This is a genomic window from Caballeronia glathei (assembly GCF_000698595.1).
Taxonomy (GTDB): Bacteria; Pseudomonadota; Gammaproteobacteria; order Burkholderiales; family Burkholderiaceae; genus Caballeronia; species Caballeronia glathei.
On sequence record NZ_JFHC01000051.1, the window covers coordinates 1 to 24,587 of the forward strand.

The following is a 24,587-nucleotide window of genomic DNA, read 5'->3' on the forward strand; positions in this document are numbered from 1 at the left end:
GACGATCCAGAACTTCGGCGGCTTCCAACTCGCCAAGGCGTAAGTCGACGCAACACGGAGTCCCACTGACAGGGATCGAGACCAATCCCTTGTGCACTCCGCGGCGCTCGCAGGCGGGCGCCCCTCAAAAATTAATGTGCAGCACCAGTTTCCACGATTAATTCAACGAACTCGGAACACGGAGAACACGGGGTATGGAGGCCCAGCGATTGAGGCCGCCAAACAGATCTTCTCCCTCCAAGCCGCCCGTCATGTCCCCCGCGGTTTGGATTTTTGGCCCGCCATCCCCGGCGGGTTTTTTTTTCAATGAAAATCGTCATGGGCGGTTTGGCGATTTTCCATTAGAACCTCCTCGTGCATCACGGCAGGGGGACATTCAAATAAAAAACCCGCCGAAGCGGGTTTTTGTTTCGTTTTATTGGCGGCGGCAACAATCAAACATCAATATTCCCCGCCCGCAACGCGTTGGACTCGATGAACGCCCTGCGCGGCTCGACATCATCGCCCATCAGCGTCGTAAAGATCCCATCCGCGGCGATCGCATCCTCGATCTGCACGCGCAGCAGCCGCCGCACGCCCGGATCCATCGTCGTTTCCCACAGCTGCGACGGGTTCATTTCACCCAGCCCCTTGTAGCGCTGCTTGCTGACATTGCGCTCCGCGTCCGCGATCAGCCACTTCATTGCGCTCTTGAAATCGCTGACTGCCATCGACCGCTCGCCGCGCTTGATCAGCGCGCCCTGTCCGATCAGCCCCTTGAACGTATCGGAGGTGGAAACGAGTTGCTTGTAATCAGCGGTGAGCTGGAAATCCTCGTCGATGACGGAAACCTTCACGTTCCCGTGATGCCGGCGCTTGATATGGAGCGATCGCACCTCGCGCACCGCGTCGTAGGCCGGCTCGACCGTGACCTCCGGCTTCAGCGGATCGGCCCGCAATGCCGCTTCCAGCGCCAGCGCCGAAGCCGCGGCGGCCTCCTGCGACGAAAGATCGATCACGATGCCGTCCATCACCGCCTCCAGCGCGCTGGAATCGTAGATGCGGCTCAGGCGGTCCACCACCGCCTGCGCAAGCAGATACGCCCGCGCCAGTTCGCCCAGCGCGTCGCCGGAAATCGGATCAGCACCATCGGCCGGCACGAGTTCGGAACCCTGCAGCGCGAGTTTCAGCATGTGCTGATTGAGCTCGTGGGTGTCCTTCAGATAGCGCTCGTCCTTGCCCGCCTTGATCTTGTAGAGCGGCGGCTGCGCGATATAGATGTACCCGCGCTCGACGATCTCCGGCATCTGCCGGTAGAAGAACGTCAGCAGCAGCGTGCGGATGTGCGCGCCGTCGACGTCCGCGTCGGTCATGATGATGATGCGGTGATAGCGCAGCTTGTCGAGGTTGTAATCGTCCTTGCCGATGCCGCAACCAAGGGCCGTGACGAGCGTGACGATCTGCTCCGACGAAATCAGCTTGTCGAAGCGCGCCTTCTCCACGTTCAGCACCTTCCCGCGCAGCGGCAGAATCGCCTGGAACTTGCGGTCGCGCCCCTGCTTGGCCGACCCGCCCGCCGAGTCGCCCTCGACGATGTAAATCTCCGACTTCGCCGGGTCCTTCTCCTGGCAGTCCGCGAGCTTGCCGGGCAGCCCGATGCCGTCGAGCACGCCCTTGCGCCGCGTCATCTCGCGCGCCTTGCGCGCGGCGTCGCGCGCCCGTGCCGCATCGACGATCTTGCCGGTGATGATCTTCGCGTCGTTCGGCGTTTCGAGCAGAAACGTCTCGAGCGCCTTCGCAACGACCTCTTCCACCGGCGCCCGCACTTCCGACGACACCAGCTTGTCCTTCGTCTGCGAGCTGAACTTCGGCTCAGGCACCTTCACCGAAAGCACGCACGACAGGCCTTCGCGCATGTCGTCGCCGGTCGTCTCGACCTTCGCCTTCTTGGCGATCTCGTTATCGACGATGTACTTGTTCATCACGCGCGTCATCGCCGCGCGCAGGCCGGTCAGGTGCGTGCCGCCGTCGCGCTGCGGAATGTTGTTCGTGAAGCACAGCACGTTTTCGTTGTAGCTGTCGTTCCACTGCATCGCCACTTCGACGGTCACGTTGTCCTTCTCGCCCGTCGCGTGGAACACGGTGGGATGGAGAACCTGCTTCGTCTTGTTGATGTAGTCGACAAAGCCCTTCACGCCACCAATGAACGCGAAATCGTCTTCCTTGCCGGTGCGCTGGTCGGTCAGGCGGATGCGCACGCCGTTATTCAGGAACGACAGTTCGCGCATGCGCTTCGCGAGAATGTCGTAGTGGAACTCGACGTTGCCGAAAATCGTCACGTCGGCCATGAAATGGACTTCCGTGCCGCGATTTTCGGTGTCGCCGACAACCGGCATCGGTGAATACTGAATGCCGTCTTCCTCGATGATCTCGCGGTTCTGCACGACGCCGCGGTGAAATTCCATGAAGTGCTTCTTGCCGTCGCGGCGCACGGTGAGGCGCAGCCACGCGGAGAGCGCGTTCACGCACGACACGCCCACGCCGTGCAACCCGCCCGACACCTTGTAGCTGTTCTGGTCGAACTTGCCGCCGGCGTGCAGCTCCGTCATCACGATTTCGGCGGCGCTGCGCTTCGGGTCGTGCTTGTCGTCGCGCTTCAGGCCGGTCGGCACGCCGCGGCCGTTGTCGGTGACGGAAATGGAGTTGTCGGCGTGAATCGTGACGTGGATGTCGTCGCAATAGCCCGCGAGCGCTTCGTCGATGGAGTTGTCGAGCACTTCGAAAACGAGGTGATGCAAACCGGTGCCATCCGACGTATCGCCGATATACATGCCCGGACGCTTGCGTACTGCCTCCAGACCTTCGAGGATCTGAATGGACGAGGCGCCATAGCTATTGTCGGGTTGCGAATTGATGTTTTCAGTCATGGAATTTTCCGGTTCTGCGTCACTGCTGGGTTGCTGCTCGATACTTTTCGAAACACCTTAAAAACGCCAAAGGGGCGCGCCGCCCCTTGGAATGTTTTTGGTATTGGCCGCGTCAGATGCGCATCGGCATCACCACGTATTTGAATTCCTCGTTCTCGGGAATCGTGATGAGCGCGCTGGAATTGGCGTCGCCGAGGCTCACCTGGAGGTTGTCGATCTTCAGGTTCGCGAGCACGTCGAGCAGATACGTGACGTTGAACCCGATATCGACGGTGTCGCCCTGATAAGCGATTTCCAGTTCTTCCTGCGCTTCTTCCTGGTCAGCGTTGGTGGACATGATCTTCAGCTGGCCCGGCTCGACGAGGCAGCGCACGCCCTTGAACTTGTCGGAGGTGAGGATGGCCGCGCGCTGCAGCGAGCGCTGCAGTTCCTCGCGGCCGATGAGGAAGGAGTTCTTGTGCGACTTCGGAATCACGCGCTGGAAGTCCGGGAACTTGCCCTCGACAAGCTTCGACACCAGTTCGACCTGGCCGAAGGTGAATTTCACCTGCGTGGCGGCGATGTCGATCTTCAGGTTGTCGTCGATATCTTCCAGCAGGCGCTGCAGTTCCAGGATCGTCTTGCGCGGAATGATGACTTCCTGGCGCGGAAAGGAACCCTCGATCTTCATCGACGAGAACGCGAGGCGGTGGCCGTCTGTCGCCACCGCCATCAGCTGTTCGCCGTCAACGACGAGCAGCATGCCGTTCAGGTAATAACGGATGTCCTGCTGCGCCATGGCGAAATGGACCATGCCGAGCAGTTGCCGGAAAGTTTTTTGCGGAACCGAAAGGCTCGCGCCGAAGTCTGTAGCCTGGTTGACGGTCGGGAACTCGTCGGCGGCGAGCGTCTGCAGCGCAAAGCGGCTTTTGCCGGAGCGCACGGTCAGACGCTTGTCCGACAGGTCGAGCGCGACTTCGCCGGGCGGCATGGCGCGCAGGATGTCGAGCAGCTTGCGGGCCGCAACGGTGGTGGCAACCTGATCACCGCCGACGCCGAAATCGGCGCGCGTGGTGATCTGAAGTTCGAGGTCGGTCGAGAGGAACGACACGTCGGCGCCATTCTTGGTGATGAGCAAGTTGGCGAGGATCGGCAGCGTATGGCGGCGTTCGACGATACCGCTCACGGTTTGCAGCGGCCTTAGAAGATTATCTCGTTCGGTCTTGACCAGTTGCATAGAGTTCCTTCGTTGATGTGACGGCCTGTCCGACGGTCCTGCCACCGTCTTCGCCCCCGGACAGCCTCGTAACACGCGTTGCCGGCCCCCCGCGCCGGTTTCGCGCGAAAGCTTGGCGCCTGATGCCGCCCAAGGCCCGCGGGCGGTCAAACCCGTATTGTGCCTCAAAACAGAACCGCTCCCTAGAAATGGGGGCATTTTCGTCAATAAACAGGGGCGTGCAGCCCCGCTTTTGAGGCGCGTCTGCTTCAGCCCTTCAGTGTCTGTTCGAGCACGTGCAATTCGTGGTTCAGCTGCGCATCCGTGCCGCGTTCGGCCGCGATCTTGCGCACGGCGTGCAGCACGGTCGTGTGATCGCGTCCGCCGAAAAGTTCGCCAATTTCCGGCAAGCTCTTCTGCGTGAGTTCCTTCGCCAGGTACATCGCGATCTGACGCGGCCGCGCGATGTTTGCCGGACGCTTCTTCGAGTACATGTCGGCGACCTTGATGTTGTAGAAGTCCGCCACCGTCTTCTGGATGTTCTCTACCGAAATCTGGCGGTTCTGCACCGTCAGCAGGTCCTTCAGCGCTTCCTTCGTCAGTTCGATCGAAATTTCGCGGCCGTGGAACTTCGAGTAAGCCAGGATCTTGCGCAGCGCGCCCTCGAGTTCGCGCACGTTCGAGCGCAAATGCTTCGCGACGAAGAACGCCACGTCCTCCGACAGGCTCGCGCCCTCCGACTGCGCCTTGCGCATCAGGATCGCGACGCGCATTTCCAGCTCGGGCGGCTCGATCGCGACCGTGAGCCCGGAGTCGAAGCGCGAGATCAGCCGGTCGTCGATACCCGAAATCTCCTTCGGATACGTGTCGCTCGTGATGATCACCTGCGCCTTGTTCGCGACGAGCGCCTCGAACGCGTAGAAGAACTCCTCCTGAGTGCGCGACTTGCCGGAGAAGAACTGGATGTCGTCGATCAGCAGGAGGTCGAGCGAGTGGTAGTAGCGCTTGAAGTCGTCGAAGGCCTTGCGCTGGTACGCCTTCACCACGTCCGACACGTACTGCTCCGCGTGGATGTAGCGGATGCGCGCGCCGGCCTTGTCCATCAGCAACTGGTTGCCGATCGCGTGGATCAGGTGCGTCTTGCCCAGCCCGACGCCGCCGTACAGAAACAGGGGGTTGTACGAGATGCCCGGATTGTCGGCCACCTGGATCGCCGCCGCGCGCGCGAGCTGGTTCGCCTTGCCGGTCACGAAGTTGTCGAACGTGAGCACCGGGTTGAGCTTCGAGCGCTCATAGGCGGAATCGTTTTCACCGGCGGACGAAGCGTTGCCGCCCGGCCGCCACGTACGCCGCGCCGCGGCGGCCTCGTTGGCGTCGAGGCTCGGAAGATCGAGATCGGCGTGGTCGTCCTGCATCGCCTGCGCGTGCTGCGCGGCTTCTGCGGCAAGCGCGTTCACGTGGGCGCTCGCGTTCGCGTGATTCGCCGGCGCGGCCGCCTGCCCGCCCGGCCGGGGCTGGGCTTGGGGCGCCGGCTGGCGCGGCATCGGCACCGACGACGCGCCGCCGGAGAGCGCGTTGCGCGCGGTCGCCTTCGGATCGAGGACGAACTGGACGTCGATGGGCGCGTGCCAGAACTCGCGTGCCAGATCGGAGATCCGGCCGGAAAACTGGCTCTTCACCCAGTCGAGCTTGAAGCGGTTGGGCGCGGCGATACGCAAGGTGCTCGCATCGGCATCGAAGTCGACCAGGGCCAACGGCTTGATCCACGTGACGTACTGCTGCGGCGTGAGTTCGCGCTCCAGCAATGCGGAACAGTGTTGCCAGAAATCGTTCATCGAATGCAGTCGTTATGGTTGCACCGCAGCCTGTCGCCGCTCTTGCCGCAGGACTCGCGACAAGGCCCGATACGGCCATGCAGGGATGCTCCGGAGGCTTGCGCCGCAAGCGATTGCGGGCGAATGGCGAGCCGAAGCAGCGGGCAGATTCTTGAGATTAAGGCGAGATTCTAACGCCAAACCCGGGGTCCGCGCGAGTTATCCACAGGGCCACATCAACGCCGCGAAGGCGCCCCCGAACGCACCGGATACCGCTGACGATCGCGCTAACCTATTGACGGTCAATAGGAAAAGGGTTTAAATAGCGGGTTCCGCGAAAACCGAATTCCAGAACCACCGGCCATTGCGCTTTCTGCGGATGCCCGCGCGGTCGATTAACACCGAAGTAACACCCAAGTGAGAGCACCATGAAACGTACTTACCAACCTTCCGTGACCCGCCGCAAGCGCACCCATGGCTTTCGCGTGCGCATGAAGACGGCTGGCGGCCGCAAAGTGATCAACGCACGTCGCGCGAAGGGCCGCAAGCGCCTGGCAGTCTAAGGTTGCTTTTGTCGGCACGCACAGGCACACGCCCGCATGCGTGCGAAGGCGACATGCGCCGCGCGGAAGGCTCCGAAGAGGACACCATTCAGTTGCGAGCGCAGGCCGCGTTCCCCAAGGCCGCAAGGCTACTGAAAACGGATGAATACTCATCCGTTTTTCGTTTGCGCCCCTGGCGACGCTCGCCGCATTTCGTCCTGTACGGCAAGCCGACGGGAAACGAAGCGCGGCTCGGTCTCGTGATCGGCAAGAAACAGGCGCCGCGGGCGGTCACGCGCAACCTGATCAAGCGCCTCGCGCGCGAAGCGTTCCGGTTGCGTCGCGCGGAGCTCGGCGGGTGGGATATCCTGCTGCGGCTGCACGCGAAGATCGACCGCAAGGCGATGCCGAGCGCGAAGTCGCCGCCGCTCAGGACGCTGTGCCGCGACGAAATCGACATGCTGCTCGACCGGGCGGTGCGCGAGGCGGCGCGCCGCGTGGCCGGACCGGCGGATGCGGTGGCTCCGAAGCCCGCGCCCGCCGCCGACGATTCACTGAAGCCCACCGGGCCATGATGCGCGTGCGGTGTCCGGTTCGCCCTCGCGGGCCGGGCGAAGACAACGCGAAGCTTATGCAAACGGCACTGATCGCTTTGTTGCGCTTTTACAAGGTTGCTGTGAGCCCTCTGCTCGGCAACCGGTGCCGCTTTTTCCCGTCCTGTTCCGACTACGCCCGCGAGGCAATCCAGTATCATGGCGCCGCGCACGGCACATATCTCGCAGCAAGGCGTCTGTGCCGCTGTCATCCGTTTTCGGCTGGCGGCATCGACCTGGTCCCGCCGCCGTCGCCGCCCGCCTCCGGATTCGCTTCACGACCAGATTCAGATCCGGTTTGCGGACCGGCTGTCGAATCCGCTCCAGAAGAACTTACTACCAAACGGCGCTAAAGCGCTTTTCGATCGCCACTGAGACAACGCATGGATATCAAACGTACCGTCCTATGGGTCATCTTCTTCATGTCGGCTGTCATGCTGTTCGACAACTGGCAACGTGACCATGGGCGCCCGTCGATGTTCTTCCCGAACACCGCCCCGACCAAGACGGCCGGGACCGCCGCACCGGGAACCACGACGCCGGGCACACAGTCCGCCGACCTGCCGGCCGCGAGCGGCAGCCCCGCCGCACCGGGCACGACCACGCCGGCCGCCGCTGCCGCGCAGCTCGTCAAGTTCTCGACGGACGTTTATTCCGGCGAAATCGATACGCGCGGCGGCACGCTGTCGAAGCTCTCGCTGGTGAAGGAAGGCGACGGCAAGCAGCCCGACCTGTACATCACGCTCTTCGACCACACCCCGACGCACACGTATCTCGCGCGCACGGGCCTGCTCGGCGGCGATTTCCCGAATCACAACGACGTCTTTACGCAGATTCCCGGCCAGACAGCGCTTTCGGGCGACGCCAAGACGCTTTCGATCGCGTTCGAATCGCCGGTGAAGGGCGGCGTCAAGGTCGTAAAGACCTACACGTTCACGCGCGGCAGCTACGTGATCAACGTCGACACGAAGATCGAGAACGTGGGCACGGCGCCGGTCACGCCGAAGCTCTACATGGAACTGGTGCGCGACAACACGCCGGTGGAAACGCCGCGCTTCTCGCACACGTTCATCGGGCCGGCTGTCTACACCGATCAGCATCACTTCCAGAAGATCGATTTCAGCGATATCGACAAGAACAAGGCCGACTTCGTGCCGTCCGCCGACAACGGCTGGATCGCGATGGTCCAGCACTACTTCGCGTCGGCGTGGATTCCGCAGCAGGGCGTGAAGCGCGACATCTACGTGCAGAAGATCGACCCGCAGCTGTATCGCGTGGGCGTGCAGCAGCCGCTCCAGACGATCGCGCCAGGACAGACGGTGGACGTGAAGGCGCGTCTCTTCGCCGGTCCGGAAGAAGAACGCATGCTGGAAGGCATTGCGCCGGGGCTCGAACTGGTGAAGGACTACGGCATGGTGACGATCATCGCCAAGCCGCTTTTCTGGCTGCTCGAAAAGATCCACACCTATGTCGGCAACTGGGGCTGGTCGATCGTGCTCCTGACGCTCCTCATCAAGGCGGTGTTTTTCCCGCTGTCGGCGGCGAGCTACAAGTCGATGGCGCGCATGAAGGAAATCACGCCGCGCATGCAGTCGTTGCGCGAGCGCTTCAAGAGCGATCCGCAGAAGATGAACGCCGCGCTGATGGAGCTTTACAAGACCGAGAAGGTGAATCCGTTCGGTGGCTGTCTGCCGGTGGTGGTTCAGATTCCGGTGTTCATCTCGCTGTATTGGGTGCTGCTGTCGTCGGTGGAAATGCGCGGTGCGCCGTGGATCGGCTGGATTCACGATCTGTCGCAGCAAGACCCGTACTTCATCCTGCCGGTGCTGATGGCCGTATCGATGTTCCTGCAGACGAAGCTCAACCCGACGCCGCCGGACCCGATTCAGGCGAAGATGATGATGTTCATGCCGATCGCGTTCTCGGTCATGTTCTTCTTCTTCCCGGCCGGTCTCGTGTTGTATTACGTGGTGAACAACGTGCTGTCGATCGCGCAGCAGTATTACATCACGCGCATGATGGGGGCGAAGAAGAAGGCCGCCTGAGCGGGCTGGTTCTTTGCGCTTCGAAAAAACGCCCGGGTTAGTCCGGGCGTTTTTGTTTTGCGAGCTTTTCAATGATTAAGTTGATGCTCTCCTGTACCTTCGGCTCTAACGCATCATAATTTTCAAGAATCATTCTCTCGCGGCTCGCTGTTGCACGGGAGCCGTCCGAGAGTTCCAAGGGTTCGCTTTCTTCGCGCCCAAGTTTCTCATATTCGGCCGAATCCCTCCTCCAGACGATGCGCCCTTGTTTAAGTGCGCCCGCATCGACATTAAAGAGGTCTGCGAGCGCGCCAAGGCGAGGCCCTTCGGGTATTGCCATTTCTTTAAGCCACTTGCGAATTGTCTCGTCATTGAACGAGATGTCGGGCCGAAACTCTCGTAAAGCGTCTGCCAAGTGACTTGGGCTCCCGTACCTATAAGGCCTCGGAACACGCGCTTTGCGACCAGTAAAAAAGTGGGCCCTCTCGGCCATCAATGTGAGTAAAGCCGCGCTGAACGACTTTCTTTCTTCGTGTGTGCTCATGAAGAAAATTGTGCAGCATCTTCAAAAGCGATAGGCCAACCGATCCCGCGATTTTCCTCACGCAAAGTTGGGAAGAATGCATCCTCCCGCTTGCCGTACGCCATGAACAGAAACGCGATCCAAGCGAGGCCTTGTGGACGGTGCGTTCGTGCCGTTCGCTCGTGTAACTAAGTGGCGCTCAGTCCAAACTATCCTGGTTGGGTAATATTTTGTCCAATCAGGCTAGACCCCGCTCTCGTTTCACCGCTTCCCCGCCCCATAAAACTGATCGACGAGTTCTTCGAGCAGATACCGGTGATGCGGCGAAAGCGCCTCGATCTTCGACGCCAGTTCGAGCGTCTCCTCCGAAGCCGGATAGTGTTCGTCGCGTGCGAGCGGCTTGGGCGTGCCCGGCGGGCTTCCGCTCGGCGGCGGTCCGTAGTGCAGCCAGTGCTGATCGACCTTGAACCATTCGGCCAGGGTCTGCAACTTGTCGACAGTGGGAATGGACCGCCCGGTGAGCCACTTGTGCGTCGTCTGGGGCGACACCGGCTCGCCGTGATAACGCAGATTGAAGTGCAAGGCGAGATCGGTCGCGCCGCGCATTTTTTCGGGTGCGCGGGTCATTGAGAATTTGAGCCGCTCGGAGAAGTCGGCCTTTTCTTTTGGCGTTGGCATGGTCGCGATTGTGCGAGGCAAACGCTGACCGCCAGTCAACCATCCTCGCTATATTTGGCGGCCGCCGGAAGTTCTTTATCGTGGCCGGGAAATTCTTCGTATAAATAAACGGAATGCCAACAGCGGCTTTTGATCAACAATTGCAGCCCTCTCCTCTTGCCGTACCTGGACCATTAGCCGGAAGTCTCAATTCCCATGCTATCTCGAATAAGATAAAACGAGAATCATCTTATGCCCTCGGTGCCGAAAGGAGGCGCCAGCCCCCCGGGATACAATGCGGGCACTGTCAACGTCACCTCAGACCAAACGCCGACCATGTCAAACAACGACTCCGATCCCATCGTCGCCATCGCCACCGCACCGGGGCGCGGCGGGATCGGCGTGGTGCGGCTGTCGTTCGGGCGCGCGGGCGAGGCGGCGGCCTCGCACGCGATGCACGCGCTTTGCGGCCAGCTGCTGCATGCGCGTCACGCGAGCTACGTGCCGTTCATCGATGCGACCGGCGAAGCGCTCGATCGCGGCATCGCGCTGTACTTTCCCGCGCCGCACTCCTACACCGGCGAGCACGTGCTCGAACTGCAGGGCCACGGCGGCCCGATCGTGCTGCAACTCGTGTTGCAGCGTGCCGTCGAGGTGGGTCGCGAATTCGGCTTGCGGCTCGCCGAGCCCGGCGAATTCACCCGACGCGCGTTTCTGAACGACAAGCTCGATCTGGCACAGGCGGAAGCCGTCGCCGACCTGATCGAGGCGAGCACCGAGGCCGCCGCGCGTTCGGCCGGGCGGTCGCTCGACGGCGCGTTTTCCCGCGAGATCCACGCGCTGGTCGAGGACGTGATCACGTTGCGCATGCTCGTCGAGGCGACGCTCGACTTCCCCGAGGAGGAGATCGATTTCCTCGAAGCAGCCGATGCCCGCGGCAAGCTCGCGCGCATCCGCGAGCGGCTCGACGCCGTGCTCGCCGACGCGCGTCAGGGCGCGCTCTTGCGCGAGGGGCTGTCGGTGGTGCTGGCGGGGCAGCCGAACGTCGGGAAGTCGTCGCTCCTGAACGCGCTCGCCGGCGCGGAACTGGCGATCGTCACGCCCATCGCCGGCACGACGCGCGACAAGGTCAGCCAGACGATTCAGGTGGAAGGCATTCCGCTGCACGTGATCGATACGGCCGGCCTTCGCGAAACCGAGGACGAAGTCGAGCGGATCGGCATCGAGCGGACCTGGGGCGAGATCGGGCGCGCGGACGTGGTGCTGCACCTGCTCGACGCGCGCGAGGGCGTGACGCCCGGGGACGAAGCGATTTCGGCACGTTTTCCCCCGCGCGTCCCGGTCGTGCGGGTGCTGAACAAGGCGGATCTGGCGGGCGTGGGAGCGTCGGTGAAGGAAATCGACGGCGCGAGCGTGCGCGAAGTTCTTCTGTCCGCGAAAACCGGCGACGGCATCGCGCTGCTACGCGACGAACTGCTGAAGATCGCCGGCTGGCAGGCGGGCTCGGAAAGCGTGTATCTGGCGCGCGAGCGGCATTTGATCGCGTTGCGCGCGGCGCGCGAACATCTCGGGCTCGCGGCCGATCACGCCGACCAGAACGCCCAGGCGCTCGATCTCTTCGCGGAAGAGTTGCGGCTCGGGCAGGACGCGCTCAGTTCGATCACCGGCGAATTCACGTCGGATGATCTGCTGGGCGTGATCTTCAGCCGGTTCTGCATCGGCAAGTAAGCGGCAAGTAAGCGGCAAGTGACCGGCAACTGACCGGTAAATGAGCCCCGCGCCGCCTCACTTCGCCACCGGCCGCCCCAGTTCGCGCAACTCCGCGCTCAGCCTGTCCCGCTCGTCCGTGCGGCCATGAAACGCCGCCGGCGTGTTCTGGAACATCTCGATCCGGTACACGCCGTCGCAGAGCGAAAGCACCATCGTCTGCACCGCGTTCAGGTCGGGATTCAGGTCCGTGCCGTCACGCGGCCACATCCCCGCCACGCCGCGCAAGAGGAGCGTCTGCCCGCCCGCCATGCGCCGCACCTCGCGCACTTTCGCGGCGAAGAGCGGCGTCGGATGCTGCTCGAAAATCGGCAAGAGATGCGCCTCGATGGCCGTGCGCCCGTCCACTGCGCTTCCGTCGAATCCCACGATGCTGCCGCGCTCGGCAAAGCGCGCGGCCATCGCCTGCGCGTCCTGCCGGTTCCAGTCGTCGAGTAGCGCGAAATACACCTGACGCGCGCTCGCTGTCCAGTCCTCAAGTCCGTTCATGTCGCCTTCTTCCACGCTGCCGCGAAAACGCCCGCGCCCATCAGCAGCGCGCCGCCCGTGCGGTTCACTGCGCGCTGCACCGAAGCCTTCCGGATCGCCCGCCGCGCGCTCGACGCGAGCAGCGCGTACGCAAGCGCGTTAGCCGCCCCGAGACCGACGAAGGTCGCCTCGAAGATGGCGATCTGGGTCACGCTCGCCGCATGCGGGTCGATGAACTGCGGCAGGAACGCGACAAAGAAAATGATGCTCTTGGGATTGAGCGTCGTGACCGCGTAGGCATGCGTGAAGATGCGCCCGGTGCGCGCCTCGGCGGGCGTCTTCATCGCGTCCGCGTCCGCAACCGGCGCGCGCCACAGCTTCAGGCCGAGATAGACGAGATAGGCGGCGCCCGCCCACTTGAGCATCATGAACAACTCCGCCGACGCTGCGAGCAGCACACCCAGGCCGAGCATCGACGCCGTCATCGCGGTCAGGTCGCCCAGCGCCACGCCTGCGGTGGTCGCGAACGCGTACTTGCGCCCGTGTCCGAGCGCGTAGGAGACGACCAGCAATACGGTCGGCCCGGGAATGGCCAGCAGCACCGCCGACGCAAGCGCGAAAGGCAGCCATTGAGCGAGGGTCATCGAAAGTCTCCGGAATTGATCCTTTGATTTATCCACGAAGACGCGGCGTCTGCAAGCCCTTCGCGCATCAAGATTCGCTTCCGGCAAAAAGCCGCTGCGATTCGATTCGGCATATTTTATGCAGGGCTGAATCGAGCCCTTTTCGCGCGATTTACACCCTGACTCACGCCCTTTTCGCGCATATTTGTGCGCCTTCAGACCATGCATTTGGTTGCATCGCGTCATTCAGGCTGCACAGTGTTCACAAGCCGCAAACCATGCAGATTGCACGACAGCGATCAGGCTCAGCGGACTCGCTCTCATTCGCCGTTTATTCGCATGTTTCTTAATAATTCACCTGCGACAATCTGTCTTGTTGCGAGCGCACACAGCTTGTGCTTGTAACTTGCATTTTCTCGTCTACGATTAATGCTGCGGATTAACCATATTAAATACATAGCTAATTCCCGAGACAGATCCGCATGGAGGCAATACATGAAGAAACGCGCCAGTGCTTTTGTTGCGATGGTCGGTCTGTTCGCCGTTATTTCGGCGGCGCAAGCAGACAATGTGATCCAGCCCCAGCAGACATTCAAATTCAGGCCCAATTCGTACGGCTGCCTGTCGAAGGACAAATTCGATTCCGCCGACCAGCATGCGCAAGCGGGCGAGCAGCAAAAGATGCAGCAGTATTTCGAGGGCTTCGAATGCGTTTCGACCCCCGTGGATTCGAATTTCCGCGTGCTGCGCGTCGTGGGTCATGACGTGGAATTCGTCAATGCGGCCAATAACGACAAACAGGGATTGTGGACCTCGGCTCGCTTTATCGAGCAATAAGGCGCGCTTTACCGTTTTGCCGACCGGCAATTAAAAAAACCGATGCGATGATTAATCGCATCGGTCAAACACCCTCGCCTGCATTCGGTCAGAAATGTATTCAGTGTGAATCGCGCGGCACCGGTGCGCCGCTCGATCCGACCAGAAAGTCGAGATCGGCGCCCTGATCCGCCTGCAGCACGTGATCCACATAAAGCTTGTAATAGCCGCGCGTCGGCGTTTCGGGTTTTTGCCATTGCGCGCGCCGCCGCTCGAGCTCGTCGTCCGATACTTCGAGATGCAGCCGGCGCGCCTCGACGTCGAGTTCGATCATGTCGCCCGTTTTCACGAACGCGAGCGGCCCGCCCGCCGCCGCTTCCGGCGACACGTGCAGCACCACCGCGCCGTAGGCCGTGCCGCTCATGCGGCCGTCCGAGATGCGGACCATGTCGGTGATGCCCTTTTGCAGCACTTTCTTCGGCAGCGGCATGTTGCCCACTTCCGCGAAGCCCGGATAGCCCTTCGGCCCCGCGCCCTTGAGCACCATCACGCAGTTTTCGTCGATATCGAGTGACTCGTCGTCGACCTTCTCGTGCAGTTCCTCGATGTTCTCGAACACCACCGCACGGCCTCGGTGCTTCAGCAGCTTCGCCGTCGCGGCAGACGGCTTGATGACCGCGCCGTTCGGCGCAAGATTGCCCTTCAGCACCGCAATGCCCGCCTTCGGCTTGAACGGCGCCTCGAACGTCGTGATGACCTTCTCGTCGTAGTTCGGCGCGCGGCTGACGTTGTCCCAGATCGTCTTGCCATTCACCGTCAGCGCGTCTTTGTGCAACAGGCCCTGCTCGCCGAGTTGCTTCAGCACGGCGGGCAGGCCGCCTGCGTAGTAGAAATCCTCCATCAGATACTCGCCCGACGGCTGCAGGTTCACGAGGCACGGCACGTCCGACCCCAGTTCCCAGTCCTCGAGATTGAGCTCGACGCCAATGCGCTTCGCCAGCGCGATCAGGTGGATCACGGCATTGGTCGAGCCGCCGATCGCCGCGTTCGTGCGGATCGCGTTCTCGAACGCTTCGCGCGTGAGGATCTTGTCCATCGTGAGGTCTTCGCGAACCATGTCGACGATGCGCCGCCCCGCCATGTGCGCGAGCACCTGGCGCCGCGCGTCGACGGCCGGGATCGCCGCGTTGTGCGGCAGGCCCATGCCGAGCGATTCGACCATCGACGCCATCGTCGACGCGGTGCCCATCGTCATGCAGTGTCCACGCGAGCGGTTCATGCACGATTCGGCTTCGGTGAATTCCTCCTGCGTCATCGTGCCGGCGCGCACTTCCTCCGACATCTGCCACACGCCCGTGCCCGAGCCGATGTTCTTGCCGCGGAACTTGCCGTTGAGCATCGGCCCGCCCGAGACGGCGAGCGCCGGCAGATTGCACGACGCCGCGCCCATCAGGAGCGCGGGCGTCGTCTTGTCGCAGCCGACGAGCAGGATCACGCCGTCCATCGGGTTGCCGCGAATCGATTCCTCCACGTCCATCGACGCCAGGTTGCGAAACAGCATTGCGGTGGGGCGCAGGTTCGTCTCGCCGAGCGACATCACCGGAAACTCGAGCGGCAGCCCGCCCGCCTCGCGCACGCCCTTCTTCACGTACTCCGCGAGCTCGCGAAAATGCGCGTTGCAGGGCGTGAGTTCCGACCACGTGTTGCAGATCCCGATCACCGGACGGCCATCGAAATTGTCGTGCGGAATGCCCTGGTTCTTCATCCACGAGCGGTGGAGGAACCCGTCGCGGTCCTGCAAGCCGAACCACGCCTGGCTGCGCAGCGGCTTCTTGTTCGAATCGGTCATCTTTTCTCCTTCAGGTGTTCTCGTGCGTCCGGCTCAGGCCACGCGCTTGCTGCGGCGGAACTGGTCGAACAGCACCGCGAGCAGCAGGATGCCGCCGCGGATCAGGTATTGGTAGAACGTCGGCACGTTCATGAGGCTCATCGCGTCCTGCACGGAACCCATGATCAGCACGCCGACGAGCACGCCGGATATCGTCGCGACGCCGCCCGTCAGCGACACGCCGCCGAGCACGCACGCGGAAATCACGCCAAGCTCCAGGCCGACGGACGTCTTCGGGTCGCCGAGGCTCATGCGCGAGGCGAGCATCACGCCGGCAAAGCCGGTGACGAGCCCCTGCAGCACGAACACGGTGATCTTGATGCGCGTGACGGGCAGTCCGGCGAGCAGCGCCGCCTCGCCGTTACCGCCGACCGCGAGCACGTTCTTGCCGAACACGGTTTTCTTGAGCAGGAAGCCGAACAACAGGAAGCCGATGATGTTCGACCAGATCGGATACGAAATGCCGAGGAACGAGCCGCCGCCCAGTTCGAAGAACGATTCCTCGGAGATCATCACGGCGTCGCCGTGCGAGGTGATGTAGGCGAGTCCGCGCACGACCTCCATCATCGCGAGCGTGACGATCAGCGAATTGATCCTGAAGCGCGCGATCAGCACGCCGTTCACGAGCCCGACTGCGCCGCCCGCGAGCACGCCGCCCGCGATGCCGAGCGTGACGCTGTGCGTCGCGGTGATCAGCGTGGACGCCGTGACGCCCGCGAACGCGACGATCGACGCCACCGACAGGTCCACTTCGCCGAGCGCGAGCACGAACATCATCGTGACCGATATCGAGCCGATCAGCGTGACCGACAGCAGGAGGCCCTGCATGTTGCGCGAGCTGAGAAAGCCCGGCACCGTCAGCGAAAGCGCGACGAACAAGATCACGAACACCATCACGATGCCCGACTTGTTGATGAGATCCCACGTGCGCGCGGCGCGCGCGCGGGTGCCGACGCTTTCCTTCGGATTGGGCTGATTGGAGAGCTGTGTATTGGTGGTCTGCATGGTGTGTCTTGTCCGTTCGTTCAGCTGGGGAGCGCGAGCTTGATCAGTTGATCCGGCGTTGCCTGCGCCTTCGGCAAATTGCCGACGATCCTGCCTTCGCGCATCACGATCACGCGGTCCGCGACGCCGATCACCTCGGCCAGGTCGCTCGATACGACGATCACCGTGCGCCCCGCTTCCGCAAGTCCGTACAGCAGGCCGTAGATTTCGCTGCGCGCGCCGACGTCGATGCCGCGTGTCGGCTCATCCATCAGGAACACGTCGATCTCCTCCGCGAGCCAGCGCGACAGGATCACCTTCTGCTGGTTGCCGCCGGAAAGCGTGCCGATCGGCGTATTGCCGTTGCGCGTCTTGATCGCGAGCTTCGCGATGAAATCGGACGTGGTGGCGGCTTCCTTGCGGGCGTCGAGGATATGCAGCGCGCTGTGATGGCGCCGGCAACTGATGTTCAGGTTGTCCGACACCGACGCGATCGCGACGATGCCTTCCTGCTTGCGGTCCTCGGGGCAGAGCGCGACGCCCGCGCGCACCGCGTCGCGCGGCGTGTTGAACCGCTGCGCCCTGCCCTTCAGCACGATTTCGCCGGCAGCCGGCTTCACCGCGCCGTAGATGAGCTTCATCAGTTCCGAGCGCCCCGCGCCGACGAGCCCGAAGAAGCCGACGATCTCGCCCTTCTTCGCGTCGAACGACGCCGGTTCCGCGAGCCCCGGCCCCATCAGCCCTTTCACGCCAAGCTGAACGTCGCCGATGTCGCGCGCGCGGTAGCCGTACACGTCGCGAATCGAGCGGCCGACCATGCAGCTGATCAGCCTGTCGCGATCGAGCCCGTCGACTTCCTCGAAGGTCTCGATGCGCCGCCCGTCGCGAAACACCGTCACGCGGTCGCACAGCGCATAGACCTCGTCCATCCGGTGCGTGACGTAGATGATCGCGCGGCCTTCGGCGCGCAGCGTGCGGATGATCTTGAAGAGCTGCTCCGTCTCGCGCGACGACAGCGAGCTCGTCGGTTCGTCGAACGCGATCACGCGCGCGTTGCGCATCAGCGCCTTGCCGATTTCGATCATCTGCCGCTGGCCGATCGACAGATGCTTCACCTGCATGTTCGGATCGATCTTCTCGCCGAGCCGGTCGAGTTCGCTGATCGCGCGCCTCACCAGCCCTTTCTCGTCGAGCACGCCGAAGCGGTTCGGCATCGCGCCGAGCATCAGGTTTTCCGCGACCGTCAGTTCCGGCACGAGATGCAGTTCCTGATAGATGATCGCGATGCCGGCGTCGATGGCGGCTTTGGTCGACGTGAAATGCTGGTCGACACCGCCGAGCGACAGATGGCCGCCCGCCGGCTGGTTTACGCCCGAAAGCACCTTGAGCAGCGTCGATTTGCCCGCGCCGTTCTCGCCCATCAGGCCGTGGACTTCGCCCGTGCGCACGCCGAGCGACACCGAGTCGAGCGCGAGCACGCCGGGAAAGCGCACGGTGATGCCTTCGAGCGCCAGGTAGGAATCCGCCGTGGCTACTGCGGTTTGCGTCATGGGAAACAACCTCTGTTGCGGCAAACATGGAGCCGGGCGCCGCCGCCTTCAGGCGACGCCCGCGAACAAAGCCTCAGATGCCGAGTTCCTTGCGCACGTCCTGCCAGTTGCTGCGCACCATCAGCTTGCCGGTGGTCTGCGTGTCGGCGGGCGGCTGCTTGCCGCTCTTGATCCAGTCGACGAGGTTCTGCGTGCTGTCCTTGCCATGCAGCGTCGAGCTGACGGCGATCGTGCCGTAGAAGCCCGTCGGCTCCTTCTTCTGGAATTCGGCGAAGGCTTCGCCCGCGCCGTTGATGCCCACGCCGATCACGTCCTTGCCCGGAATCTTCAGTTGCTCGGTCGCGCGCACGGCGCCGAGCACGGTTTCCTCGTTGATCGCGTAGATCACCCACTTCTTGATATTCGGATGCTGCGACAGCACCGGCGACGCCGCGTTGAAGCCGCCTTCGTCGTCCGTGGTCTTCTGCGGGGCGTCGAAGATGTTCTCCTTCTTGAAGCCGCCGGCGAGGAGCGACTCGGTCGCGCCGTCGGTGCGCAGCTTCGCGGTGGGCAGTTCGTAGTTCGTGACGCGCAGCGCGCCGACCTCTTCCGGCTTCCAGCCGCGCCGCTTCATCTCCTCGGAGATCGCCGTGCCGACCTGGTTGCCGATCTTGAACGCGGACATGCCGAGGTGCGGCACGTTCGCGAGCGGCTTGCCGGTCGAATCGACGAGCTGGTCGTCAACCGTCACGAACTTCATGTTGTAGCGCTTCGCGCGCTGCTGGATGGCCGGTCCGAGCCGCACGTCGGGCGCGCAGATCACGAAGCCCTGCGCGCCTTGCGCGCCGAGGTTGTCGATGGCGGCGAGCACTTTCTCGCCGTCCGGCGTGCCGATGTTCACGACCGAGAAGCTCTCCTTCTGGCCGAGCGCGGTCGCCGCCTTCTGTTCGTTGATGAACCACGCCTGCTCCGGCATCTTCACGAGAAAGCCGACCTTGAGCGGCTCGTCGGCGTGGGCGGGCATTTGCGTGGCGAACGGCGCGGCGATTGCGGCGGCCGCGATCGCGGACAGGGTCAGACGGCGAAGCTTGCGGTTCATGGGTTTGTCTCCGGGTTGAATGAGTCTGTTGTGGCGGGCGCGGGCGGCTCGGCCCGTTCGCACGCTGTTTTTCTCAAGTTCTAGCTCGCTACGTAGGCGGTCTTTATCGTGGTGTAAAAATCCGCGGCATACGCGCCCTGCTCGCGCGCGCCGTAACTCGATGCCTTCGTGCCGCCGAACGGCACATGAAAATCGACGCCCGCCGTCGGCAGGTTCACCATCACCATGCCGGTCTGGCTGTGGCGCTTGAAATGCCGCGCGTGCTTGAGCGACTGCGTGCAGATGCCCGCGCACAGGCCGAAGGGCGTGTCGTTCGCGAGATGGAGCGCGTGCGCGTAGTCGTCGGCGGGCATGACGACCGCGACCGGGCCGAAGATCTCTTCCCGCGCGATGCGCATGTCCGGCGCGCCGGCGAAGAGCGCCGGTTCCATGAAGTGGCCGCGCGTCGCGCGTTCCAGCCCGCGGCCGCCGCAGAGCAGCTCGGCGCCTTCCTTCCTGCCGATCGCGATGTAGTCCAGGTTCTGCTTCAACTGCCGCTCGTCCACGACCGGCCCGATATCCACGCCCTTTTTCAGCGCGTGATCGACGGTGAGACTCGCGAGCCGCGCCATCATCGCCTCGACGAAGCGCTCGTAGATGCCCGCCTCCACGATCAGCCGCGACGACGCCGTACAGCGCTGGCCGGTCGAAAAATACGCGCCGTTGATCGCGGCATCGACGGCGGTATTCAGGTCGGCGTCGTTCAGCACGACGAGCGGGTTCTTGCCGCCCATCTCAAGCTGCACCTTCGCCTGGCGCGACACGGCCGCCTGCAGCACGCCGCTTCCGGTCGCGACCGAACCCGTGAAGCTCACCGCCTGCACCAGCGGGCTTCCGACGATCCGCGCGCCCGCCTGGCGGCCGCTGCCGAGCACGAGGTTGAACGCGCCGGCGGGCAGGCCCGAGCGGCTGATGATGTCGGCGAGCGCCCACGCGCAGCCCGGCACGAGTTCCGCCGGCTTGAACACCACGCAATTGCCGTAAGCCAGCGCCGGGGCGATCTTCCACGCGGGAATCGCGAGCGGAAAATTCCACGGCGTCACGACGCCGATCACGCCGACCGGCTCGCGCGTGATATCGATATCGATATTGGAGCGCACCGAACTGCGATGCTCGCCCGGAATGCGCAGCGCCTCGCCCGCAAAGAACCTGAAGATCTGGCCGGCGCGCGCGGCCTCGGCGATCGCCTCGGGCAGCGCCTTGCCTTCCTCGCGGGCGAGCAACCGGCCGAGTTCGGTCTTGCGCGCGAGAATCTCGCTGCCGATCGCGTCGAGCGCCTCCGCACGGCGCGCCACGTTGAACTGCGACCCTTCGCGAAACGCGGCGCTCGCGGCTTCGATGGCGGAGTCGGTCTGGCGCGCGTCGGCGCGCACGTATTCGCCGACGGGCTCGTCGAGGTCCGACGGGTTTTCCGACAGCCCGACGGTCGCGCTCGTCTCCCAGCCACCGTTCAGGTAGTGCTTGAAAAGCGTGGGAACGTGGGGTTCGCGTTTCATCGGTCTGGCTCAGGCGCCAAGCGTTGCGGTCCACGAATGTTAAGTACGCTTCCGATAACTTTCCAATCAGTTTTTGGGCCGTACCGATATCAGGATTGGTATGGCATCATGGGCGCTTCCTGAGGCTTCGGGTCGACGAGATGGCGCAAAGCTATTCGAACTGGTTCGTGCGGGCGCGGCTCAAGACGCGCCAGTTGCTGCTGCTGGCGGCAATGGAAGAAGAAGGCAACGTGCGCCGCGCCGCCGATGTGCTCGGCATGACGCAGCCGGCGGCATCGCGCCTCTTGAAGGAACTGGAGGACGTGCTCGACGTGCGCCTCTTCGACCGCACGCCGCACGGCATGCACGCGACGCTCTACGGCGAAGTGATGATCCGCCACGCGCGCATGGTGCTCTCGAACCTGAGCCAGGCGCACGACGAGATCTCGGCGCTGCGCTCGGGGCTCGTCGGCCAGGTGCAGATCGGCGCGATCGCCGCCGCGGCCGCGACGATGGTGCCCGTCGCGATTGCGCGGGTGAAGGCGCGCTATCCACAACTGCAGATCTGGCTGCAGGTGGAAACGTCGGACGTCATGCTGCCGCGCGTCGCGCAGGGCGAGCTCGACATCATGATCGGCCGGGTGCTCGAGCGGCAGGGCCAGTTCAAGGACGCCGTGCGCTACGAGCCGCTCGCCGACGAGCCGCTGTGCGTCGTCGCGCGTTTCGGCCATCCGCTCGAAAACGCGACCGGGCTCACGCTGCGCGGCATCGTGAATTCGAGCTGGGTGCTGCATCCGCCGGGCAGCGTGCTGCGCCACCGGTTCGACATGACTTTTTCGCAGATCGGGCTCAATCCGCCGCAAAACGTCGTCAATACGAACAATTTCCTGGCAATTTCGAGCCTGCTCCTGCAAAGCGACATGCTCGCCGTGATGCCCGACGAAGTCGCGCGGCAATACGAGGAATTCGGCGTGCTGAAGCGGCTGGCAATCGAATTGCCGTGCCGCATGGACGCTTTCGGTATCATCACGCGGCAAACGCAACTGCTGTCGCCGGCAGCGACGGTCGTGCTCGGCGCTCTGCGCGACGCGGCCGTCGAGGTGTACGGCACCTCCTTCGATACTTCGATCACGTAGAACCCTTACTCACGCCGGCCCGCGACGGCCGGTATTTCGGTGTTGCATGGCCCTCAAATCGACGATTTACAAAGCGGAACTCCAGATTGCCGACATGGATCGGCATTACTACGGCGACCACTCGCTGACCATCGCGCGCCATCCATCCGAAACCGACGAGCGGATGATGGTGCGCGTCGCCGCGTTCGCGATGTTCGCAAGCGAGCGGCTCGAATTCTGCAAGGGGCTGTCGGACACGGACGAGCCGGATCTCTGGCAGAAGGACCTCACCGGGCAGATCGAGACGTGGATCGAGGTCGGCCAGCCCGACGAGCGGCGCATCGCCAAGGCGAGCGGGCGCGCGGGGCGCGTGTTCGTGATCGCGTACGCGGGAAGAACCGCCGATATCTGGTGGCAGGGCGTGAAGGGAAAGGTCGAACGGATGCAGAACGTGACCGTGTGGTCGCTTGCGGACGGCGTGGCCGAGGCGCTCGGCACGCTCGCCGAGCGCACGATGCGCCTGCAACTGACGATGCAGGACGGCGAGGCATCGCTCGGCAGCGCGACGGCCGATCCGGTGGCGATCGAATGGACCGTGCTGAAGGCGGCCGCGAGGTAGCGTCTAGGCGTCGGGCGGGCCTTTGAGTTCGACCAGGTTGCCTTCCGGATCGAACAGGTACAGCGAAGGGCCGAAGCCTTCCGCGCCGTACCGGTTGGCTTCCTCGCCGAGACGCGCGCCATGTTCGGCGAGATGCTTGCGCAGGGCGGCCGGATCGAAGGGCTCGACGCGCAGGCACAGATGATCCATGTTGCGGCCCGCGCCGGGCGCGCCGCTGTCGGGACGGTCGATTTTTCCGCCGATGGCCAGCAAATCGATCAGCGAGCGCCCGGCGCGCAATTGCACGAGGCCGAGATCGCGCTGTTCCTTCTCCACCGGGCATCCCAGCGCGGCGCCGTAGAAGCGCACCATGTTGTCGAGATCGGCGCAGCGGATCACGACATGATCGATTTCGCGGATGGTGAAATGCATCGTGCTTCCTCGCGAGTCAGACGACATGAGCGAGTGTACTGCGGCGCGGACGACCGTTCAGGCGCGACAGCGGCGCTGCAGAACCGATGCAGGATGCACAGACGAAAAAAAGCCCGCTCGTTGCGGAGCGGGCTGAATCCATATCAGGAGGAGACATGGAGGAGACAGTTCCGATAATACACAGCACGTTGGTGCGACGCAATAGAAATTTTAGTAAAAACCCCTATGGCGCCAAAATGTCGCATCTGGGCCACACTTTCCCGGGTGCTTTCGTCGTGCAGATAGGGAAATGACAGCGCAAGAAGCGGCGCGTACGCTGGATGGCAGCGGACTACAGTGGTCACGTACCCAAGCCACCGAGGTTGTCATGAACACCGCACTCCAGATCCCTGAAACCGTGTTTTCCTCTGACGAAAGCCGCTGGCAGGCGGTCGTCGAGCGCAACAAGGACGCCGACGGCGCCTTTTTCTTCGCCGTGCGCACGACCGGCGTGTTTTGCCGTCCGTCGTGCGCGTCGCGGCCGCCGCGCCGGGAGAACGTCGAGTTCTTTTCCGCCGCCGACGCAGCCGAACGCGCGGGCTATCGCCCATGCAAGCGCTGCCAGCCGACTAGCCTGCCGCGCGAACTCGCCATCGTCGAGCGCGCCTGCAAGGTGCTCGACGCCGATCCGCAGCAGCGCATCACGCTCGCGCAGCTGAGCGAAGCCGTGCATGTCAGTCCGTTTCATCTGCAGCGGCTCTTTTCGCGGGTGGTCGGCGTGTCGCCGCGGCAGTATCAGGCCGCGCGCCGCGCCGGGGCGCTGCGCGATGCCCTGCAGCGCGGCGAGAACGTGACCCGCGCGGCCCACGACGCCGGTTTCGGCTCGCCGTCCCGGCTGTACGACGCGGCGCCCGCCGAGCTCGGGATGACGCCGTCCGTGTACAGGAAAAAGGGCGCCGGGCTCACGGTGCGCTACGCGTGCGCCGACACGCCGCTCGGCGTCGTGCTCGTCGCGGCCACGGAGCGGGGCATCTGCAAGATCGCGTTCGGCGACGATCCGCGCGCCCTCGAAAGCGAACTGGCGGCGGAGCTTTCTCAGGCCGGGCGCATCGAGGACAGCGGGCGGCTCGCGCCGTTCGTCGCGCAGATCCGCGCCTACCTGAACGGAACGCGCGAACGGTTCGACCTGCCGCTCGACATCGGCGCGACGGCATTTCAGCAGCGCGTGTGGGATGCGTTGCAACGCATCCCGTACGGCGAGACGCGCAGCTACAGCGAGATCGCCGACGCGCTCGGCGCGCCGCGCGCCGCGCGGGCGGTGGCGAACGCGTGCGCGTCGAACCCGGTGGCACTCGCGATTCCGTGCCATCGCGTCGTCCACAAGGGCGGGGCGCTGTCGGGCTACCGCTGGGGCGCGCCGCGCAAAGCCGCGCTGCTCAGGACCGAGCGCGAACACGGCGAAGCGGGCAGTGCCGTAGCGGACGAGGTCGCATGAGCGGGCGGCGTCGCGAGGCGGCCGGG

General features: G+C 63.7%; 22 protein-coding genes. 9 read left to right on the forward strand and 13 right to left on the reverse strand.

Annotation, left to right across the window (positions count from 1 at the left end; translation table 11 throughout):
* Positions 1–434 precede the first annotated feature (434 nt).
* The 3 genes from gyrB to dnaA all read right to left on the reverse strand — a co-directional run bounded on the left by gyrB (position 435) and on the right by dnaA (position 5,936).
* The gene (gene gyrB, locus BG61_RS26440; RefSeq protein ID WP_035933748.1) at positions 435–2,906 is read right to left on the reverse strand and encodes a DNA topoisomerase (ATP-hydrolyzing) subunit B; all 2,472 of its coding nucleotides are present in this window, start codon (positions 2,904–2,906) and stop codon (positions 435–437) included.
* Between the two features lie 112 nt (positions 2,907–3,018).
* Positions 3,019–4,122: a DNA polymerase III subunit beta gene (dnaN, locus tag BG61_RS26445; protein ID WP_035933753.1), complete on the reverse strand. Its 1,104-nt coding sequence runs from the start codon at positions 4,120–4,122 to the stop codon at positions 3,019–3,021.
* Positions 4,123–4,370: 248 nt separating this feature from the next.
* A complete protein-coding gene (dnaA, locus tag BG61_RS26450; protein WP_035933766.1) occupies positions 4,371–5,936 on the reverse strand; it encodes a chromosomal replication initiator protein DnaA in 1,566 nt (521 codons plus the stop codon).
* 407 nt (positions 5,937–6,343) lie between these two features.
* On the opposite strand from dnaA, the gene rpmH reads away from it, so the two are divergent.
* The 4 genes from rpmH to yidC are packed head-to-tail and all read left to right on the forward strand — an operon-like array spanning position 6,344 to position 9,095.
* The gene (rpmH, locus tag BG61_RS26455) at positions 6,344–6,478 is read left to right on the forward strand and encodes a 50S ribosomal protein L34 (RefSeq protein WP_006998755.1); all 135 of its coding nucleotides are present in this window, start codon (positions 6,344–6,346) and stop codon (positions 6,476–6,478) included.
* Between the two features lie 53 nt (positions 6,479–6,531).
* On the forward strand, positions 6,532–7,032 hold the full coding sequence (gene rnpA, locus BG61_RS26460; RefSeq protein WP_035933768.1) for a ribonuclease P protein component: 501 nt from the start codon (positions 6,532–6,534) through the stop codon (positions 7,030–7,032).
* A gap of 56 nt (positions 7,033–7,088) precedes the next feature.
* On the forward strand, positions 7,089–7,403 hold the full coding sequence (gene yidD / locus BG61_RS40385) for a membrane protein insertion efficiency factor YidD (RefSeq protein WP_075584231.1): 315 nt from the start codon (positions 7,089–7,091) through the stop codon (positions 7,401–7,403).
* A gap of 30 nt (positions 7,404–7,433) precedes the next feature.
* Positions 7,434–9,095, forward strand: coding sequence for a membrane protein insertase YidC (gene yidC, locus BG61_RS26465; RefSeq protein WP_035933769.1), 1,662 nt, complete (start codon positions 7,434–7,436; stop codon positions 9,093–9,095).
* 37 nt (positions 9,096–9,132) lie between these two features.
* Here the strand turns inward: yidC and BG61_RS26470 are convergent, their stop codons facing one another.
* Positions 9,133–9,489, reverse strand: a complete 357-nt coding sequence (locus BG61_RS26470) for a hypothetical protein (protein ID WP_129572168.1) — start codon at positions 9,487–9,489, stop codon at positions 9,133–9,135.
* Between the two features lie 369 nt (positions 9,490–9,858).
* The gene (locus BG61_RS26475; RefSeq protein WP_035933771.1) at positions 9,859–10,275 is read right to left on the reverse strand and encodes a transcriptional regulator; all 417 of its coding nucleotides are present in this window, start codon (positions 10,273–10,275) and stop codon (positions 9,859–9,861) included.
* A 315-nt stretch (positions 10,276–10,590) separates the two neighbouring features.
* On the opposite strand from BG61_RS26475, the gene mnmE reads away from it, so the two are divergent.
* Positions 10,591–11,982 carry a tRNA uridine-5-carboxymethylaminomethyl(34) synthesis GTPase MnmE gene (gene mnmE / locus BG61_RS26480; protein WP_035933774.1) on the forward strand — a complete coding sequence of 464 codons (1,392 nt, stop codon included), beginning with the start codon at positions 10,591–10,593 and terminating at the stop codon, positions 11,980–11,982.
* 57 nt (positions 11,983–12,039) lie between these two features.
* Here mnmE and BG61_RS26485 read toward each other — a convergent pair whose 3' ends face one another.
* Together BG61_RS26485 and BG61_RS26490 are read right to left on the reverse strand one after the other, a co-directional pair.
* Positions 12,040–12,510, reverse strand: a complete 471-nt coding sequence (locus BG61_RS26485) for an SgcJ/EcaC family oxidoreductase (RefSeq protein WP_035933776.1) — start codon at positions 12,508–12,510, stop codon at positions 12,040–12,042.
* Positions 12,507–13,133 carry a LysE family translocator gene (locus BG61_RS26490; protein ID WP_035933778.1) on the reverse strand — a complete coding sequence of 209 codons (627 nt, stop codon included), beginning with the start codon at positions 13,131–13,133 and terminating at the stop codon, positions 12,507–12,509. The genes BG61_RS26485 and BG61_RS26490 overlap by 4 nt, the downstream gene beginning before the upstream one ends.
* A gap of 474 nt (positions 13,134–13,607) precedes the next feature.
* Here BG61_RS26490 and sap1 point away from each other — a divergent pair, with 474 nt between their 5' ends.
* Positions 13,608–13,949 (forward strand): surface attachment protein Sap1, encoded by a 342-nt coding sequence (gene sap1 / locus BG61_RS26495; RefSeq protein WP_035933781.1) that lies wholly within the window; start codon positions 13,608–13,610, stop codon positions 13,947–13,949.
* 100 nt (positions 13,950–14,049) lie between these two features.
* Here the strand turns inward: sap1 and BG61_RS26500 are convergent, their stop codons facing one another.
* The 5 genes from BG61_RS26500 to BG61_RS26520 all read right to left on the reverse strand — a co-directional run bounded on the left by BG61_RS26500 (position 14,050) and on the right by BG61_RS26520 (position 20,963).
* A complete protein-coding gene (locus BG61_RS26500; protein ID WP_035933782.1) occupies positions 14,050–15,777 on the reverse strand; it encodes an IlvD/Edd family dehydratase in 1,728 nt (575 codons plus the stop codon).
* 33 nt (positions 15,778–15,810) lie between these two features.
* Positions 15,811–16,821: an L-arabinose ABC transporter permease AraH gene (gene araH, locus BG61_RS26505; RefSeq protein ID WP_035933783.1), complete on the reverse strand. Its 1,011-nt coding sequence runs from the start codon at positions 16,819–16,821 to the stop codon at positions 15,811–15,813.
* A gap of 20 nt (positions 16,822–16,841) precedes the next feature.
* The gene (araG, locus tag BG61_RS26510; RefSeq protein ID WP_035933786.1) at positions 16,842–18,350 is read right to left on the reverse strand and encodes an L-arabinose ABC transporter ATP-binding protein AraG; all 1,509 of its coding nucleotides are present in this window, start codon (positions 18,348–18,350) and stop codon (positions 16,842–16,844) included.
* A 73-nt stretch (positions 18,351–18,423) separates the two neighbouring features.
* Positions 18,424–19,428 (reverse strand): arabinose ABC transporter substrate-binding protein, encoded by a 1,005-nt coding sequence (locus BG61_RS26515; RefSeq protein ID WP_035933788.1) that lies wholly within the window; start codon positions 19,426–19,428, stop codon positions 18,424–18,426.
* Between the two features lie 80 nt (positions 19,429–19,508).
* On the reverse strand, positions 19,509–20,963 hold the full coding sequence (locus BG61_RS26520) for an aldehyde dehydrogenase family protein (protein WP_035933789.1): 1,455 nt from the start codon (positions 20,961–20,963) through the stop codon (positions 19,509–19,511).
* 140 nt (positions 20,964–21,103) lie between these two features.
* Here BG61_RS26520 and BG61_RS26525 point away from each other — a divergent pair, with 140 nt between their 5' ends.
* The gene (locus BG61_RS26525; RefSeq protein WP_035933790.1) at positions 21,104–22,078 is read left to right on the forward strand and encodes a LysR family transcriptional regulator; all 975 of its coding nucleotides are present in this window, start codon (positions 21,104–21,106) and stop codon (positions 22,076–22,078) included.
* 46 nt (positions 22,079–22,124) lie between these two features.
* Complete coding sequence (locus BG61_RS26530; protein ID WP_035933791.1) at positions 22,125–22,676, forward strand: YaeQ family protein; 552 nt, start codon at positions 22,125–22,127, stop codon at positions 22,674–22,676.
* 3 nt (positions 22,677–22,679) lie between these two features.
* Here the strand turns inward: BG61_RS26530 and BG61_RS26535 are convergent, their stop codons facing one another.
* Complete coding sequence (locus tag BG61_RS26535; protein WP_035933793.1) at positions 22,680–23,087, reverse strand: VOC family protein; 408 nt, start codon at positions 23,085–23,087, stop codon at positions 22,680–22,682.
* Positions 23,088–23,454: 367 nt separating this feature from the next.
* Between BG61_RS26535 and ada the strand changes: the two genes are divergently transcribed.
* Entirely contained in the window at positions 23,455–24,561 is a 1,107-nt protein-coding gene (ada, locus tag BG61_RS26540; protein WP_035933795.1) for a bifunctional DNA-binding transcriptional regulator/O6-methylguanine-DNA methyltransferase Ada, read from the forward strand.
* The last annotated feature ends 26 nt before the right edge of the window (positions 24,562–24,587 follow it).